This window comes from Brachybacterium sp. AOP3-A1-3 (genome assembly GCF_052378285.1).
Lineage (GTDB): Bacteria > Actinomycetota > Actinomycetes > Actinomycetales > Dermabacteraceae > Brachybacterium.
On sequence record NZ_JBQSXM010000005.1, the window covers coordinates 226,663 to 242,596 of the forward strand.

Here is a 15,934-nt window from a genome sequence, read left to right on the forward strand (position 1 = left end):
GCGGGCGGGCATCAGCGGCGAGACTGGTGGGCATGGCGATTCTTCCCGCAACGACCCCGCGACGGGTCCGGGACGTGCCCGTCGGCGAGGACCCGGAGCTCGAGAGCCCTGATCTCGAGAGCCCTGATCTCGAGAGCCCAGACCTCGAGAGCCCCGACGTCGAGCCCAGAGTGTCCCCGGGCCCGCTCGGCGCAGCGATCGAGGTGTGGAGCCCCCCTGCCCTGCTGATCGTGTCCTGGATCGTGGGATGGATCGCGGCGCACACCTGGATGGAGGGCGACCCGGTGGGGTGGGCGCTCGTGCCCACCGCGGCCCTGCTGGCCCTGCGGATCGTGCTGGAACGGCTCCTGCGGCGAACGGGCCCCGATTCACCCCAGCTGATCGCCGCCTACGGCCTGCATCTCGTGTTGGTCCTGGCCGCGCTCCTGCTCAATCCCATGACCTGCATCTACGCCTTCTCCGGGTACCTGGACTCCGGCCGGTTCCTCGGTGGTGCGCGGGAGCGGGTCGTCGTCGTGGCGACCGCGCTGCTGTGCGCGATCGGCCAGGTGGGCGGGTACCGGGTGGTGCTCGCGGAGACCTGGTTCTTCGCCGGGCTCGCCGCGGTGAACCTCCTGATCGCGCTCGGGATGCTGCACCTGGCACGCGAGCGGGAGCGGCTCCTCGTGCAGCGCGAGCGGACCCTGACCGAGATCGCCCGGGTGAACCAGGAGAACTCACGGCTGCACGAGCAGCTGATGGCCGGGGCACGGCGCACGGGCGCGGGCGAGGAGAGGGCGCGGCTCTCCCGCGAGATCCACGACACCGTCGCGCAGGGTCTGGTGGGCGTGATCCGGCAGCTGGAGGCCGTGGGGCCGGGGATCGACGAGGCCGCGCGGCATCGTGTGAGCGTCGCGGAGGAGGCCGCCCGCGACTGCCTGCTCGAGGCCCGCCGTGCCGTCGAGGCGCTGGGGCCGCACCAGCTGCACGACGGCGACGTCGTCGACGCTCTGTCCTCCCTCGTCGCACGATGGGCACGGACCTATCGGGTGGTCGCGACCTTCGACGGGGACGACGCACCGCGTGAGGGTCGCCATGCCGAGACGCTGGTGCGCATCGCGCAGGAGTCGCTGGCGAACATCGCCCGCCACGCCGACGCCACCGCCGTGAGCGTGACGCTGACCGGGGACGACCACGATCAGATCCTGCAGATCACCGACGACGGCGTCGGCTTCGATCCGGCGACCGTGCCGCGGGGCCACGGCTTGGAGAACATGCTGGCCCGTGCTCGGGAGGCCGAGGGGGATCTCCAGGTCGGGGCCCGTGACGGCCGGGGCTGCACCGTGACGGCGCGGGTCCCTCGATGACGTCGGACGAGGAATCCGCGACGTGCCCGGTGCGGGTGGTGGTCGTCGACGACCATCCGGTGGTGCGCGACGGCCTGGTCGCGATGCTCGGCGCCGAACCGGACCTCGAGGTCGTCGGCACCGCAGAGGACGGCGTGGAGGCGCTCGTGGTGATCGCTGCCTCCGTGCCGGACGTCGTGCTCATGGACCTGAGGATGCCCGGCGGCCACGGCGTCGACGCGATCCGGGCCCTGCGCCGCGACGGCCGGACCGCCCCGCGGATCCTGGTCCTCACCACCTATGACACCGATCGTGACATCCGCAGCGCGCTCGAGGCGGGGGCCGACGGGTACCTCCTCAAGGACACCCGCCGCGAGGAGGTCATCCGCGCCGTGCACGACCTCGTCGCGGGCCGTGCGGTCCTTGCGCCGGCGGCCCTCGCGGCCCTCACCGGTGCTCCCGGGAACCGGGTCGCCCTCAGCGGCCGGGAGGCGGAGGTGCTGCGTCTGGTCGCGGACGGCTGCACGAACCGCGCCGCCGCGTCACGGCTCGGCATCGGCGAGGCGACCGTGAAGACGCACCTGATGCACGTCTACGAGAAGCTCGGCGTCGGCGACCGTGCGTCGGCGGTCCGCACGGCGTGGGAGCTCAGGCTGGTCTGACCGACCGCCCGTTGCGGATCAGCGGAAGATGATCGTGCGGGTCCCGTCCAGCAGCACGCGGGACTGGGCGAACCACGTGACGGCCTGACGGAGGGTGCGCACCTCGGCGTCCTGGCCGATGGCCATGAGCTCCTGGGGGGAGCGGGTGTGGTCCACGCGGATCACGTCCTGCTCGATGATCGGTCCCTCGTCGAGATCGCTCGTGACGAAGTGCGCCGTCGCCCCGATCTGCTTCACGCCGCGGGCGTGGGCCTGGCGGTAGGGGTTCGCGCCCTTGAAGCCGGGCAGGAACGAGTGGTGGATGTTGATGCAGCGCCCGGCGAGCTCCGCGCACAGCTCGGGCGAGACGATCTGCATGTACCTCGCCAGGACCACGAGCTCGATGTCGTGCTCCTCGATCGCCGCACGCACCCGGTCCTCGAAGGCGGCCTTGGCCCCTTCGCCCTTGGTGGGCAGGTGTTCGAAGGGGATCCCGTGGAAATCCGCGAGGGGTTCGAGGGTGGGGTGGTTGGCCAGGATCAGCGGCACCTCGATGGGCAGGTGGCCGGCATCGACCTGGAACAGCAGGTCGTTGACGCAGTGCTTGGCGGTGGAGCCGAGCACGAGGGTGCGCACCGGTCGTCCCACCACGTCGAGCCGGTGCTCGATGCCGAACCGTTCGACGACGGGGGCAAGCGCCTCGGCGATCTCCTCGGCGGTCGCCCTGGTGGTCAGCTGCAGGCGCATGTAGAAGCGATGCGAGCTGCCGCTCTCGAACTGGCGGCTCTCCGTGATGTTCCCACCCACCTCGACGATGGCCCCGGTGACGGCATGGACGATGCCGGGACGGTCCTCGCACACGAAGGTCAGGACGTATTCGACGGTGGGGGAGAGGGCGCCGGTGGCGGCGATCGGACTGCTCATGGCCGGAAGTCTAGGAGCGGACGGGGCCGAGTGCGATGACCGACCGCATGACGGGGCCCGGGAGTGGGGCGGACGTCACGGCGCGCTCACCTCTGCTCGGCGCGCCACAGCCGCGAGGGCCACCAGATGATTCGGCCGAAGTCGAGCGCGAGCGCCGGCACCAGGAGCGTACGGACCACGAAGGTGTCCAGCAGCACGCCGAAGGCGACGATGAACGCGATCTGCGCGAGGAACAGGATCGGGATGACCGCCAGCGCCGCGAAGGTCGCCGCCAGCACCAGTCCGGCCGACGTGATCACCCCGCCGGTGACGGCCAGGCCGCGCACCACCCCCTCCCGGGCCCCGTGCTGCAGGGCTTCTTCCCGGACCCGCGTCATGAGGAAGATGTTGTAGTCGATCCCCAGCGCGACGAGGAACACGAAACCGAACAGCGGCACGGCCGGATCGGCGCCGGGGAAGTCGAGGACGTGATTGAACACCAGGGCGGCCACGCCCAGCGCCGTGCCGAAGGACAGGACCGTGGTGGCCACCAGGAGCACCGGCGCCAGCACTGATCGCAGCAGGAGCATGAGGATCAGCAGGATCACCACCAGCACGACGGGGATGATCAGCGCCCGGTCATGGGCGGAGGCGTCATTGGTGTCGATGGACGTGGCCGTCACCCCGCCCACGATCTCCGCGAAATCCTCCTGATCCAGCGCGGCACGCAGATCCCGCACGGTCTGTTCCGCCGCGGAGGAATCCGGGGCGTCCACGAGGGTGCCTTGGACGAGCACCTTCCCGTCGAGCACGGTGGGTGCCGGAGCGGGGGTTCCCGGAGGCGCTTGGGCCAGGATGCCGTCGGCGCTCACCGTGGCGGATCCGCTCGGGGAGTCCGCCGCGACGACGGAGACGGAGCTGATGCCCTCGTCCGCGAGGAGCACGTCGGTCGTGGCCTGGAGGTCCTCCTCGGCGACGATGACCTCCACGGGGCTGCCGGCCCCCGCCGGGAAGTGTTCGCCGAGGGCGACCTGACCGTCACGGGCGGAGGAGGCCCCCAGGACGAGGTCGGATTGGGGGACGCCGTCGGCATCGAGCTGGAGCGCCCCGATGCAGCCCACGGCGAGCAGCACCGCGGTGAGGATCCAGAGCGGCCGCGGACGCCGCGAGACGGCAGCGGCGATCTTCCCCCAGAGGCCGTTATCAGCCGCGGAGGAGCTGTTCTGACCGGACGCGGGATCGTAGCGAGGGCGACGCGGCCAGAAGGCGACCCGGCCGGCGGCATAGAGGACTGCGGGCAGGAAGGTGAGGGCGGCGAGCATCGCGAACACGATGCCGATCGCCGCGACCGGCCCCAGCGTGCTGTTGGACTTCAGATCCGACAGGAGCAGGCAGAGCAGCCCCGCGATCACGGTGCCTCCGGAGGCGAGCACCGGCTCCACGGTGCCCCGCAGGGCGGAGACGGTGGCCGCCCCTCTGCCGTTGTGATGGTGGAGCTCGTCGCGATAGCGGGAGACGTACAGCAGCGAATAGTCGGTCGCCGCCCCGATGACCAGGATGAACAGGATGCCCTGGGTCTGTCCGCTCAGCAGCAGCAGATCGGCCGCCGCGAGGTGCCAGATCGTCAGCAGCGCGACACACAGGGCGAACATGCTGGTGGACAGCACGATCAGCGGCAGCAGCAAGGACCTGTAGACGATCACGAGGATGACGAACACCGCGGCCAGGGCCACGCCCAGCAGGAGACCGTCGATGCCGGCGAAGGCCGCACCCAGATCCGCCGAGAAGCCGGCCGGCCCGGTCACGTGGACGGTCAGACCCGTCGGCAGATCTGCAGACAGCTGCGCATCGAGCTCGTCGACGATGCTCCCGATGTCGGCATCGGCTTCGATCGGGACGAACACCTGCACCGCGAGACCGTCCTCGGAGAGGATCGGCGGAGAGACGTCGTCGACGACACCTTCCACGGACGCGAGCGACCGTGCCGCCTCGGTGAGTGCGGACAGCTGATCGGCGCTGAGCATCTCGTCGGAGGTCACGACGACGATCGCGGGGATCGCGTCGGACCCGAGGAATCCCTCGGCGAGCCGCTGGACCTGGGTGGCCTCCGCCGAGTCCGGGAGATACGCGGTGCGGTCGTTGGAGGAGACCTCATCGACCCGCCCGAAATAGGGGCCGCCGATACCCGCCGCGACCAGCCACACGAGGATCAGCAGGGCGGGGAGCACGATGCGCAGCGCCCTGGGGACGCGCGCGGCGGCACGTCGGTGGGTGGGTGCTGATCGGTCTGAGCGGTCGGGCATGACGATCCTTCGCTGAAGGGGAGAGCACGGCCAGTCTCCCATACATAGTTAGCCGAGTGAGATACATGTTCGGCGAGATGCGTGCTGGGTAGCATGCGGCCATGGCGAACATCGAGCAGGAGCCGCGCAACCAGGCCGGGGAGCCGCCCTCGCTGTACAGCGTCCTGGGGGCGGATCCCCGTGGGGAGCTCGTGGATCGTCGGGGGCTGTCGCACGAGGACCTCGTGCAGATCGACGAGCTCATGGCCGCACTGGTGGCCCTGCGCGGCGCGGAGAAGACGCTCGCCGAGGCGTCGATGCGCTACATGAAGCTGGGGGAGACCGACATGCGCGCCCTGCATTTCCTCATCGTCTGCGAGAACACCGGCACTCTTGCGACACCGAGCTCCATCGCCCGCTCGCTGGGCATCTCCAGTGCGTCGACGACCAAGCTGCTGGACCGGCTGGAGCGGGCGGGGCACGTCCGTCGCGAGCGGCACCCCTCGGACCGTCGGGCGCTGGTGGTCGGCGTCGAGCCCGCCACCCGCGCCGCGGCGATGCGCACGCTGGGGGCGCAGCAGGCCCGTCGGGTGAACGCCGCTCGCCGCCTGGATCCGGAGCAGCGCGAGATCGTGATCGGCTTCCTCGAGGACATGACCGCCGAGATCTCGATGGACGGGGTCGACTGGGGTGCCGCTCCGGCCTGAGCGACCTTCCCGCGGCAGGTCGTGGGAGCTGGCCGATCTACCGACCGGTAGGCCCAGTGACCTGCGTCGCGTCCGCCGGTGAGCTCCGGGGGCGACCGGGCACTTGACGGGGTGGGGATCCCCGGGTGATGGTCGGCATACCGGTCCACACTTGCCAGATGGGGCGATCTTCGTTATAGGGGCCGGTCATGGAGATCGCGATCGCCCCCGTCATGAAGAGAGGTCTCCCATGGACGCCACAGTCTTCGAGTCCCATGAATCCACCATCCGCGGCTACTGCCGCAACTACCCCACGGTGTTCGCCTCCGCGTCCAACGCGCGACAGGTCGACGAGGACGGGAAGTCCTACCTGGACTTCTTCGCCGGGGCAGGAGTGCTCAACTTCGGGCACAACAACCCGCGCATGAAGGACGCGCTGATCGCGTTCCTCCAGGCCGACGGCGTCGCCCACAGCCTGGACACCTACACCACCACCAAGCGCGACTTCATCGCACGCTTCCAGGAGGTGGTCCTGGAACCACGGGGGATGGACCACAAGATGCAGTTCATGGGCCCGACGGGGTCCAATGCGGTCGAGGCGGCGATGAAGCTCGCCCGCCTCGCCACGGGACGGCGGGAGATCGTGGCCTTCAGTCACGGCTTCCATGGCATGACGCTGGGCTCCCTGGCCGCCACCGCCAACCACGCGTTCCGGCAGTGGGCCGGTGTGCCGCTGGAGAACATCCAGCGGCTGCCCTTCGAGACCGCCCCGGGCGGTGCGTCCGCCCTCGCTGACTACGCGGCGGCGCTGCGGGACCCCTCGAGCGGGATGCGGCCCCCGGCCGCCTTCCTCGTGGAGGCGGTGCAGGCCGAGGGTGGCGTGAACGTCGCCAGCAAGGAATGGCTGCACGAGGTCCAGGACCTCGCCCATGAAGTCGGCGCCCTGTTCATCATCGACGACATCCAGGCGGGCGTCGGGCGCACCGGAGGCTACTTCTCCTTCGACGGGATGGGCCTGGACCCCGACATCATCACGCTCGCCAAGGGGCTGGGCGGCTTCGGCACCCCGATCGCCATGAACCTCAACAAGCCTGAGGTCGACGCCCACTGGTCGCCGGGTGCGCACACGGGCACCTTCCGCGGGCAGGGGCTGTCCTTCGTCGCCGGCACCGTGGCACTGGACTACTTCACCGACGAGGCCTTCCTCGCCGATGTCCTGGCCAAGGGGCAGCAGATGCGCGACCGGCTCGAGAGCATCGCCGCGAAGAACCCCGACCGGGGCTGGGAGGTGCGCGGGCGCGGCATGATGCAGGCCCTGGACACCCACGACGGCGCCGTCGCCAAGCGGGTCCAGCAGGCGGCCTTCGAGTCGGGACTGCTGATCGGCCCCTGCGGGAGCGAGGGGCGGGTGATCAAGCTGATCCCGCCGCTGACGATCCCCGAGGACGATCTCGCCGCCGGACTCGACCTGCTCGAAGGTGCCCTCGCGAGCGCATCGGACGCGGACTGATGCGCCGCCGGTCCGATATGACCTTCGCGACCGAAGAATACGAGCGGAGGCTCTCGGAGCTGCGGCAGCGGATGGGGGAGCGGGAGCTCGACGCGGTGATCATCACCGACCCCGAGAACCTGATGTACCTCACGGACTATCAGACCACCGGGTACTCGTTCTTCCAGGCCCTGATCGTGCCGCTGGACTCGGATTCGGTGATGATCACCCGTGCGCTCGAGGAGTCCAACGTGATCGCGCGGACCTGGCTCGAGCACTCGCGCGCTTATCCCGACAGCGGGGACGCGATCCTCGAACTGGTCAGCACCCTGCGTGACCTGCGCCTCGGGGACGCCAGAGTGGGGTACGAGCGCAACAGCTACTACTTCCCGGCCTATCAGCAGGACCGCTTCCACGACGCGTTCGGCGAAGGGTTGGTGGACTGCTTCGGCATCGTCGAGGAGGGCCGGATCCGCAAGTCCCCGGCCGAGATCGAGGTCATGCAGCTCGCCGCCTACGCCGGGGAGGCGGGGATGGCCGCGGGCCTGCGCGCCGCGATGGCCGGGGCCACCGAGAACGATGTGGCGGCGGCGATCACCTCGGCGATGTTCCGTGCCGGCGGCGAGTTCCCGGCGGTCGTCCCGTATGTCGCCTCCGGGCCTCGCTCGATGATCGGTCACTCCACCTGGGAGGGCCGGATGATCCGCCCCGGGGAGCATGTGTTCCTCGAGGTCGGCGGCTGCTACCGCAGGTATCACACGGCCATGATGCGCACCGCCGTCAACGGGGCGCTCTCGGACTCGATGCACTCCGCCCAGGAGCTCATGAAGCAGACGCTCGCCGAGCTGCGCAGTCTCATGAAGCCCGGGGTGACGGTCTCCGAGATCGCCGAGCTCACGCGCTCCCGCATCGAGAGCAACGACGTGGGGGCGCAGCTGGTCACCCGCGCCGGCTACTCGATCGGGATCGCCTTCCCGCCGTCCTGGGACGAGGGCGACATCATCTCCCTGCTGGAGGGGGACGAGCGCGCACTCGAGGAGGGCATGACCTTCCACCTGCTCCCGTGGATGTGGGGTGTGGACGGGAACAAGACCGTCGGCATCTCGGACACCGTGCACATCACCGCCGACGGCTGCGAGTCCTTCTTCACCCTGCCCGAGGACTTCACCGTCCACGAGAGCTCCGCCCGTTCATTCCGTGCCTCTGCCGTCGTCGCGCCGAGCTTCTGAGAGGAGCTGCACATGACCATGCTGACAGCCATCGATCCCACCACCGGCGCCGTCGTGAACGAGGTGCCCGCCGCGACCCCCGAGGAGATCACCGCGATCATCGACCGCGCCCAGAGCGCCTTCGAGACCTGGGGCACCACGAGCATCGCCGAGCGCGCAGAGGTGCTGCGGACCGTGGCGGCGCACCTGCGCGAGCACACCGAGGAGCTCGCTCCGGTGATGACGCAGGAGATGGGCAAGCCGATCACCGAGGCGCGGGGGGAGGTGGTGAAGTCCGCCTGGGCGGCCGAGCACTACGCCGACCATGCCGAGGAGTACCTCGCCACCGAGCACCTGCCCTCGGACGCCACCTCCTCGTACGTCCAGTACCTCCCGCTGGGTCCGGTGCTGGGGATCCTGCCCTGGAATGCTCCGTTCTGGGTCGCATTCCGCTTCTGCGCCCCGGCGCTCATGGCCGGGAACACCTGCGTCATGAAGCACGACCCCCATGTGCCCGGCAGCGCCTCGGCCCTGGAGGAGGCGTTCCGCGCCGCCGGAGCGCCCGAGGGCATCTTCCAGGCGGTGCATGCCGCGACGGAGGACGTGGAGCAGATCATCCGCGATCCGAGGATCCGGGCGGTCTCCTTCACCGGCTCGGACCGGGCCGGCGCGATCGTCGCGGCGACCGCGGCGTCCGAGATCAAGCCCGCCGTGCTCGAGCTCGGCGGCTCGGACCCGTGCCTCGTGCTGGCCGACGCGGATCTGGAGAAGGCGGCCGACGTGACCGCGCTGTCGAGGATCATCAACGCCGGGCAGTCCTGCATCGCCGCCAAGCGGATCATCGTCGAGCGCGAGGTCCATGACGAGTTCGTCGAGCTGCTGCGCGAGCGTCTCGCGGCTCTCGTGGTCGGCGACCCGAGCGAGGAGAGCACCCAGATCGGTCCGATCGCCCGCGCCGAGCTGCGGGAGAACCTGCACCGCCAGGTCACCGAGTCGGTCGCGGCCGGCGCCACCTGCGTGCTGGGCGGCGAGCTGCCCGAGGGTCCCGGGTACTTCTACCCGGTCACGCTGCTGACCGGGGTGCGACCGGGGATGACCGCCTGCACCGAGGAGACCTTCGGGCCGGTCGCCGTCGTGATCGCGGCCGACGACGCCGAGCAGGCGCTGGAGATCGCGAACGACACCCCCTACGGGCTCGGCGCGAGCGTGTGGACCACGACGGAGCGGGGCGAGGCGATGGCACCTCGCATCGAAGCCGGCCAAGTCAGCGTCAACGGCATCGTGAAGTCCGATCCGCGCCTGCCCTCGGGCGGGATCAAGCGCTCGGGCTATGGCCGAGAGCTGGGGCCGCACGGGATCCGCGAGTTCACCAACGCCCAGCAGATCTGGGTGGGACCGGTGCGTTCCTGACCGCGTCGGCATCGACCTGACAGGGACATGACGAAGGCCGTCTCTCCGCATCCAGCGGATCGACGGCCTTCGTGTTCCGGTCGGGCTGACAGGATTTGAACCTGCGACCCCCTGACTCGGAGCGAACTAGGGGTAGATTCCCAGGTCGGACGACGAATGCGCTGGCAGTGAGCGGATACTTGTAGCCACACGCTTCACGGAGGTTCCGGGATGTGACCGCCAAATCCCGCCGCTAGCGGTCACTCTAGCGGTCACTTTCGAACATGGCGGCTGCCGCAGAGACCACAGCCTCCGTGCTCGTGACCGCCGTGTACCGCTGCCGATTCACGGCTGCCGTATGCCCGAACAACCGAGTGCGGGTCGCCTCCGGCAGCACGTCGTACAACAAGGTGTTGTTGGTCGTGCGCCACGAGTGCCCGCGCTCATTCTCGAACATCTCGATGTTCAGCTTCTCGGCCAACTCTTTGTACATCGCCGCGAGCTTCCTGTCCCGGTTGCGCGGATCCCACGGCTTAGCCGGGTCCGTCGGCGACGGGAACAGCCACGGAGACCCCGACTCCAGCCTCGCCGCCAATCGCTTGCTCACCGCAGGGGCGAGGACAGGGACCGGGCGACCCGTTCGCGTCTTCGTGGACTCCGGCGACAACTCAACGATGAACGTGCCCGAATCGTCAACGTGGCAGTCCTCCGTGGGCCTCATGCACAGCTCGGAGGTCCGCAGCCCCGTCGTCGCCTGCGCGAGCACGATGTCGATGCACGCGGCCCGCTCGACCACCCGCTGCTCGTGCGTCCACCGTCCGCGCTTCGGTGCCTCCACGTCCTCCGGATCGGCGGCCAGCAGGTACTCAATCGCCGCGCGGTACTGCTCCGCGGTCAGCGCCCGGCCGCCCCGCGAGTATGCGGGCCTCTTCGCTCCGGACAGGTCGAGATCCAGCTCGATCAGGGGGTTGTACTCGATCACCTCATCCACGCGCAGCGGCGCCGCCAGGTACTTCTTCGCGACCGTCTTGGCATGCTTCGCGTTGACCGCACCATGCTGCCTCCCGATCTCCTCCAGGCACGAGATCAGGGCTCGAGGCCGCATCGCCTCTCGCAGCGACAGACCGGCCAGAGAATGGGTGTGCTTGCATCCCTCGTCGCCGCACTCCCCGCGCAGAAGCCGGTACGCGAGCTCGTAGCGCCGGGTCGTCGTGTCGGCCAGTCGCTCGGCACGGATGGCCGGGAGCGTGACCTTGTCCAAATAGTCGAGGGTGTCGCTGGTGCCCTTCCACCTGCCGTCGCTGGAACTGCTCAACAAGTCTGCAGCCCGCGCCCTCGCTCGAGCCCTCACCTTGCCCTTTGTCGGCCCCTGAGTGAGCGGGCGCATGAGCCGCCCGCTGTTGAGCCGAATCGACCATCGGATGGCGAAGCCGTCGCGGTACGGGAACACCTGAGCCCGGTCGATGCTGTGCTCTCCAGGTTCCAACCTGGTGGTCGCGGCGCGAGACATGCACGCACCTCCTCTCGCCGATCACATCAGCCTACGGTCACCGCGTCCTCGACCAAAGACCCTCCGACGAACTCCCCAGCCCAGCGAAGGTCGACGCGGTCTGAGCCCTCGTCGCCCTCTGCACCTCCTGCACGGACATCGCGTGCGTCCCCCGCGTGGCCGTATCGAGGTATTCCTGCTGGTTCACGAGCAGGTCGGACCAGGCGCACATCGCGTGACGCACAGTGAGGCCGCCTGCGTGCGCCGTTACCTCCGCGACAGGTTCCGTGATCCCCCGCCCACTGTCGCGGAGCACAAGGGCCGAACCGCGGCCCCACCACTTCGGAGGTCACGATGCCCCGCAAGCCCGCACCCCGCGATGTCGTCGACGAACTGATGACCGCCAACGAAGTCGCCGACGTCCTCGGCCTCGCCGCCGGAACCCTCGCCAACTGGCGCACCCTCGGCCTGGGCCCTGCCTACGTCAAGCTCGGCGGCCGCGTCCGCTACCGCGTCTCCAACATCAACGACTGGGTCTCCAGCCAGGAGAATGAGAGCGCAGTCTGACGCCCGCTACCGGGCATCACGGGAGCCCTTGAGCTCTCGAGCTATCCAAGGAGCCCACATGAGCAGAGCCCTCGATGCACGGACGGCACCGCCCACCCCCGTCACGCTCGAGGACGCCCAGAGTGTCGGCGCCTTCCTCGCCAGCAGCCGCTCCGCCGAGACGCGACGCTCCTACGCCTCCGCCATGCGCACCTTCACGGCCTGGTGCCGGGTGCGGGGCTACCGGAGCAGCCCTACAGGTCCGGAGGTGGTCGCGTCCTACATCGCGCACCGCGCCGAACTGGTCGCCCACTCGACGATCTCCCGGGATGTCGCCGCGATCTCCGCCGCGCATCTCGACAAAGGTCTCGGCGATCCCACCGCCCGTCACGGAGTCCGACAGGCGCTCCGCTCCGCCGGCAGGACGCTTGGGACCGCACCGTCGCGCCGGGCCACTCCACTGACGACCGTCCTGATGCGTCAGGTCATCGGCGCGATGGACGATCTCGAGACCGCGACCGGCAAGCGTGACCGTGCGATCCTCCTCCTCGGGCTTGCCGCCGCACTGCGTCGCCGCGAGCTCGCTGCCCTCACCACGAACGACATCGCCCGCCACGACGACGACCTGCTACTGCGGATCCGTCGCTCGAAGGCCGACCAGACCGGGAGAGGCGACCTCATCGGCATCCCACTCGGAGCCCACCCCGAAACCTGCCCCGTCCTCGCACTCGAAGCATGGCTCGAAACCAGCAGCAGGAAGCTGGGGGAGGGGAGTCCAGTCTTCTCCCGCATCTACAACCACTCCCGTATCGCCGACACCGCACTGTCGGACCGCTCGATCTCCCGCATCATCCAGACCCGCGCCGCAGCAGCCAGCATCAAGGGCAAGGAATACACCCACATCGCAGGAGTCGACCAGACCTGGGTCTCGGGACACTCACTGCGTGCCGGACACGCGACATCCGCCGCGGAGGCGGGCGTCGACGCGATGACGATTTCCCGCACCACGAGACACCGCCGATTGGATTCCTTGGCGCGGTACGTGCGCCCCGCCGGCGCCTTCGAAGACTCCACAGCAGGCAAGATCGGCCTGTAGCCGCTCTGCGGCCCGCCTACCAGGGAGAGCGCAAGCGGTTCTCGGGATCGCGTCACGACTTGACGAGGCGCCGTACTGCGTCGGAGGCCTCCTTCAGCTTTATCTCGGCCTCGTCTCCACCTTCGCGGGCGGCATCGAGGACGCAGTGACGGAGGTGATCGTCGAGCAGCCCCAGCGCCACGTTCTCGAGCGCGCTGTTCAGAGCGGAGATCTGGGTGAGGATGTCGATGCAGTAGACATCCTCATCGACCATCCGAGAGATTCCACGGGCTTGGCCTTCGATGCGCTTGAGGCGGTTGAGGTAGCGGGGTTTGTCCTGGATGTAGCCGTGGGGTCCGCTGTGGCAGGCCTGTTCCTCGGTGGGGTCAGTTGCAGTGCTCATGAGTGATTCCATTCGGTGAGGGAGGATCAGTGGCGAGCCCGGACGGCGGCGACGGTCGCTTCCGGACGCAGGTCGAGGCGTCGCAGGAGCTGGGCGTTCAGCGCGACGACGACGGTGGACAGGGACATGAGGATCGCGCCGACGGACATCGGCAGCACGAACCCGATCGGGGCGAGGATTCCGGCCGCGAGCGGCACGGACAGCAGGTTGTAGCCGGCTGCCCACCAGAGATTCTGCTTCATCTTCCGGTACGCGGCGCGGGAGAGCTCGATCACCGAGAGCACCGAGCGAGGATCGGAGCTGGCAAGCACCACACCGGCCGAGGCGATCGCGACGTCGGTGCCGGCACCGATGGCGATGCCGACATCGGCCTGAGCGAGTGCAGGGGCGTCATTGACGCCGTCGCCGACCATCGCGACCTTCTTGCCCTCCTTCTGGAGCTGGACGACCTTCGAGGACTTGTCCTCGGGGCGCACCCCAGCGAAAACCCTGTCGATTCCGAGCTCCTTGCCGACACTGTTCGCGACCGCCTCGGCGTCGCCGGTGATCATGACGACCTCGACGCCCAAACTGTGCAGAGCATCGATGGCGTCGCGAGATTCGGGGCGCACCTCATCGGTGAGCTTGAGACCGCCGATCACCTCGCCGTCGCGGAGGACGTGGAGGATGATCGCGCCCTCCTGGCGCCAGGCCTCAGCCTCGTCGACTTCGCTCACTCCGGTTTCCTCGAGCAAGCGGGGACCGCCCACGCGGATCTCGTGCCCATCCACCTGGGCACTCACGCCCAGCGCCGGGGTGGAGCTGACGTCAGAGCCCGCAGGAATCTGTGCTCCCTCGGCCTGAGCCCTGGCGACGATGGCGCGGGCGAGCGGGTGCTCGCTCTCCGCTTCGGCGGCAGCTGCCAGGGCCAGCACCTCGGTCTCGTCCGCACCGCGGGTGATGATCTCGGCGAGGGCGGGCTCGCCCTTGGTGAGGGTGCCGGTCTTGTCGAACAGGACGGCGTCGACGGTGCGCATTGCTTCCAGGGCCAGACGGTCCTTCACCAGAACACCGCCGCGGGCGGCCCGCTCGGTGGCGATGGAGACGACCAGCGGGATCGCGAGCCCCAGCGCGTGAGGGCAGGCGATGACCAGGACGGTCACTGTGCGAACAACGGCATCATCGGGCATGCCGAGCAGTGACCAGGTGATCGCGGTGATCACGGCGGCGCCGAGAGCGAACCAGAACAGCCACGCCGCAGCGGTATCTGCGATGCGCTGTGCGCGGGACGAGGAGTTCTGTGCTTCGGTCACCAGGCGCTGTATACCGGCGAGGGCGGTGTCGTCGCCCGTGGCGGTGACCTCGATGCGGAGGCTGGAGTCGGTGGCGACGGTGCCTGCCACGACGGAGTCTCCGGTGGAGCGCGTCACGGGGCGGGACTCGCCGGTGACCATGGACTCGTCCACGTCGGCGCGGCCTTCGCGGATCGTGCCGTCGGCCGGGACGCTCGCCCCGGGGCGGACGAGGACGAGGTCGCCTCGCTGCAGCTCGGTGGGCGAGATGCTCACGAGCTCGTCGCCTTCGATGCGTTCTGCCATGTCCGGGAGCAGGGCGGCCAGGGAGTCGAGTGCGGAGGTGGTCTGGGCGAGGGAACGCATCTCGACCCAGTGGCCCAGCAGCATGATCACGATCAGCAGGGCGAGCTCCCACCAGAACTCGAGCTGGTGGTCGAGGAGGCCGAGGGTCGCACCCCAGGAGGCGATGAACGCGACCGTGATCGCGAGCCCGATCAGGAGCATCATCCCGGGCTGACGGGAACGGACCTCGGAGACGGCACCGGTGAGGAACGGGCGGCCACCCCAGACGTACATGACTGTGCCGAGGGCCGGGGCGATCCCCATCGCGCCGGGAACATCGGGAATGCTGTACCCGAGCAGCATCGCGAACATCGGCGAGAACACGACAACTGGGACCGCGATGATCAGGTTGATCCAGAACAACCGCCGGAACTGCCCGACGTGGTCCCCGTGACCGGCGTGACCCCCGTGCCCTGAATGACCCTCGTGTTCCGAGTGGTCCTCGTGGTCTCCGTGAGTTCCGTGGTCGTGATGCGCGTCGGGTGCGTCGTGCTCAGCAATACCGGTGTGGGCGCCATGAGGCGTGGGGGAAGGATGAGAGTGCTGCATGCCGGGTTCTCCGTGGTCGTGACGGTGTGGGTGGTTGCCAGCGTTCATGCACCCGACCATATACCCCTAGGGGGTATGTGTCGAGGGGTTGGATTCCGCTGTCAGCATCGGCGTGATCGAGGTGTGGAGGCGCGGCACGAGAGCCATCACGTCGGGGCCGGCGTCCAAGCCGCTGACTCCGACGAGCCGGCCCGCTCGATCGTGGGTGAGGACGAGGGGGCTGGTAGAGAAGGCGCGCGTAGTCCCGAATCGGCCTGTGTGTCCAGCAGCGAGATAGAGGTGCTGGTTGATCTGTGCGCTGTAGAGGGCGCGGGGTCGGTAGGGCCCGGGGGT

General features: G+C 69.1%; 14 protein-coding genes. 8 read left to right on the forward strand and 6 right to left on the reverse strand.

The window, feature by feature from the left end:
• Positions 1–32 precede the first annotated feature (32 nt).
• Complete coding sequence (locus tag ACT3T5_RS09920; protein WP_444576651.1) at positions 33–1,346, forward strand: sensor histidine kinase; 1,314 nt, start codon at positions 33–35, stop codon at positions 1,344–1,346.
• The gene (locus ACT3T5_RS09925; RefSeq protein ID WP_444576653.1) at positions 1,343–1,987 is read left to right on the forward strand and encodes a response regulator; all 645 of its coding nucleotides are present in this window, start codon (positions 1,343–1,345) and stop codon (positions 1,985–1,987) included. Before ACT3T5_RS09920 ends, ACT3T5_RS09925 begins: the two co-directional genes overlap by 4 nt.
• Before the next feature lie 18 nt (positions 1,988–2,005).
• Here the strand turns inward: ACT3T5_RS09925 and ACT3T5_RS09930 are convergent, their stop codons facing one another.
• The gene (locus ACT3T5_RS09930) at positions 2,006–2,890 is read right to left on the reverse strand and encodes a formyltetrahydrofolate deformylase (protein WP_444576654.1); all 885 of its coding nucleotides are present in this window, start codon (positions 2,888–2,890) and stop codon (positions 2,006–2,008) included.
• Positions 2,891–2,976: 86 nt separating this feature from the next.
• On the reverse strand, positions 2,977–5,172 hold the full coding sequence (locus ACT3T5_RS09935) for an MMPL family transporter (RefSeq protein ID WP_444594261.1): 2,196 nt from the start codon (positions 5,170–5,172) through the stop codon (positions 2,977–2,979).
• A 101-nt stretch (positions 5,173–5,273) separates the two neighbouring features.
• On the opposite strand from ACT3T5_RS09935, the gene ACT3T5_RS09940 reads away from it, so the two are divergent.
• From ACT3T5_RS09940 to ACT3T5_RS09955, 4 genes are all read left to right on the forward strand, one after another.
• Positions 5,274–5,858: a MarR family winged helix-turn-helix transcriptional regulator gene (locus ACT3T5_RS09940; protein WP_444594262.1), complete on the forward strand. Its 585-nt coding sequence runs from the start codon at positions 5,274–5,276 to the stop codon at positions 5,856–5,858.
• 229 nt (positions 5,859–6,087) lie between these two features.
• Entirely contained in the window at positions 6,088–7,347 is a 1,260-nt protein-coding gene (locus tag ACT3T5_RS09945) for an aspartate aminotransferase family protein (RefSeq protein WP_444594263.1), read from the forward strand.
• Positions 7,347–8,555 carry an ectoine hydrolase gene (gene doeA, locus ACT3T5_RS09950; RefSeq protein WP_444594264.1) on the forward strand — a complete coding sequence of 403 codons (1,209 nt, stop codon included), beginning with the start codon at positions 7,347–7,349 and terminating at the stop codon, positions 8,553–8,555. The genes ACT3T5_RS09945 and doeA overlap by 1 nt, the downstream gene beginning before the upstream one ends.
• A gap of 12 nt (positions 8,556–8,567) precedes the next feature.
• Entirely contained in the window at positions 8,568–9,944 is a 1,377-nt protein-coding gene (locus ACT3T5_RS09955; protein WP_444576663.1) for an NAD-dependent succinate-semialdehyde dehydrogenase, read from the forward strand.
• A gap of 244 nt (positions 9,945–10,188) precedes the next feature.
• Here ACT3T5_RS09955 and ACT3T5_RS09960 read toward each other — a convergent pair whose 3' ends face one another.
• A complete protein-coding gene (locus ACT3T5_RS09960) occupies positions 10,189–11,433 on the reverse strand; it encodes a tyrosine-type recombinase/integrase (protein ID WP_444594265.1) in 1,245 nt (414 codons plus the stop codon).
• A 333-nt stretch (positions 11,434–11,766) separates the two neighbouring features.
• Here ACT3T5_RS09960 and ACT3T5_RS09965 point away from each other — a divergent pair, with 333 nt between their 5' ends.
• Positions 11,767–11,979, forward strand: coding sequence for a helix-turn-helix transcriptional regulator (locus tag ACT3T5_RS09965; RefSeq protein WP_444576666.1), 213 nt, complete (start codon positions 11,767–11,769; stop codon positions 11,977–11,979).
• Positions 11,980–12,037: 58 nt separating this feature from the next.
• Positions 12,038–13,054, forward strand: a complete 1,017-nt coding sequence (locus ACT3T5_RS09970; RefSeq protein WP_444594266.1) for a tyrosine-type recombinase/integrase — start codon at positions 12,038–12,040, stop codon at positions 13,052–13,054.
• A 52-nt stretch (positions 13,055–13,106) separates the two neighbouring features.
• On the opposite strand, the gene ACT3T5_RS09975 is transcribed toward ACT3T5_RS09970, so the two are convergent.
• The 3 genes from ACT3T5_RS09975 to ACT3T5_RS09985 all read right to left on the reverse strand — a co-directional run.
• Complete coding sequence (locus ACT3T5_RS09975) at positions 13,107–13,436, reverse strand: metal-sensitive transcriptional regulator (protein WP_444576670.1); 330 nt, start codon at positions 13,434–13,436, stop codon at positions 13,107–13,109.
• A 26-nt stretch (positions 13,437–13,462) separates the two neighbouring features.
• Positions 13,463–15,649, reverse strand: a complete 2,187-nt coding sequence (locus ACT3T5_RS09980; protein WP_444576672.1) for a heavy metal translocating P-type ATPase — start codon at positions 15,647–15,649, stop codon at positions 13,463–13,465.
• A gap of 18 nt (positions 15,650–15,667) precedes the next feature.
• Positions 15,668–15,934, reverse strand: a 267-nt coding sequence (locus ACT3T5_RS09985) for a hypothetical protein (protein ID WP_444594267.1), incomplete at its 5' end; no start/stop codon positions are given.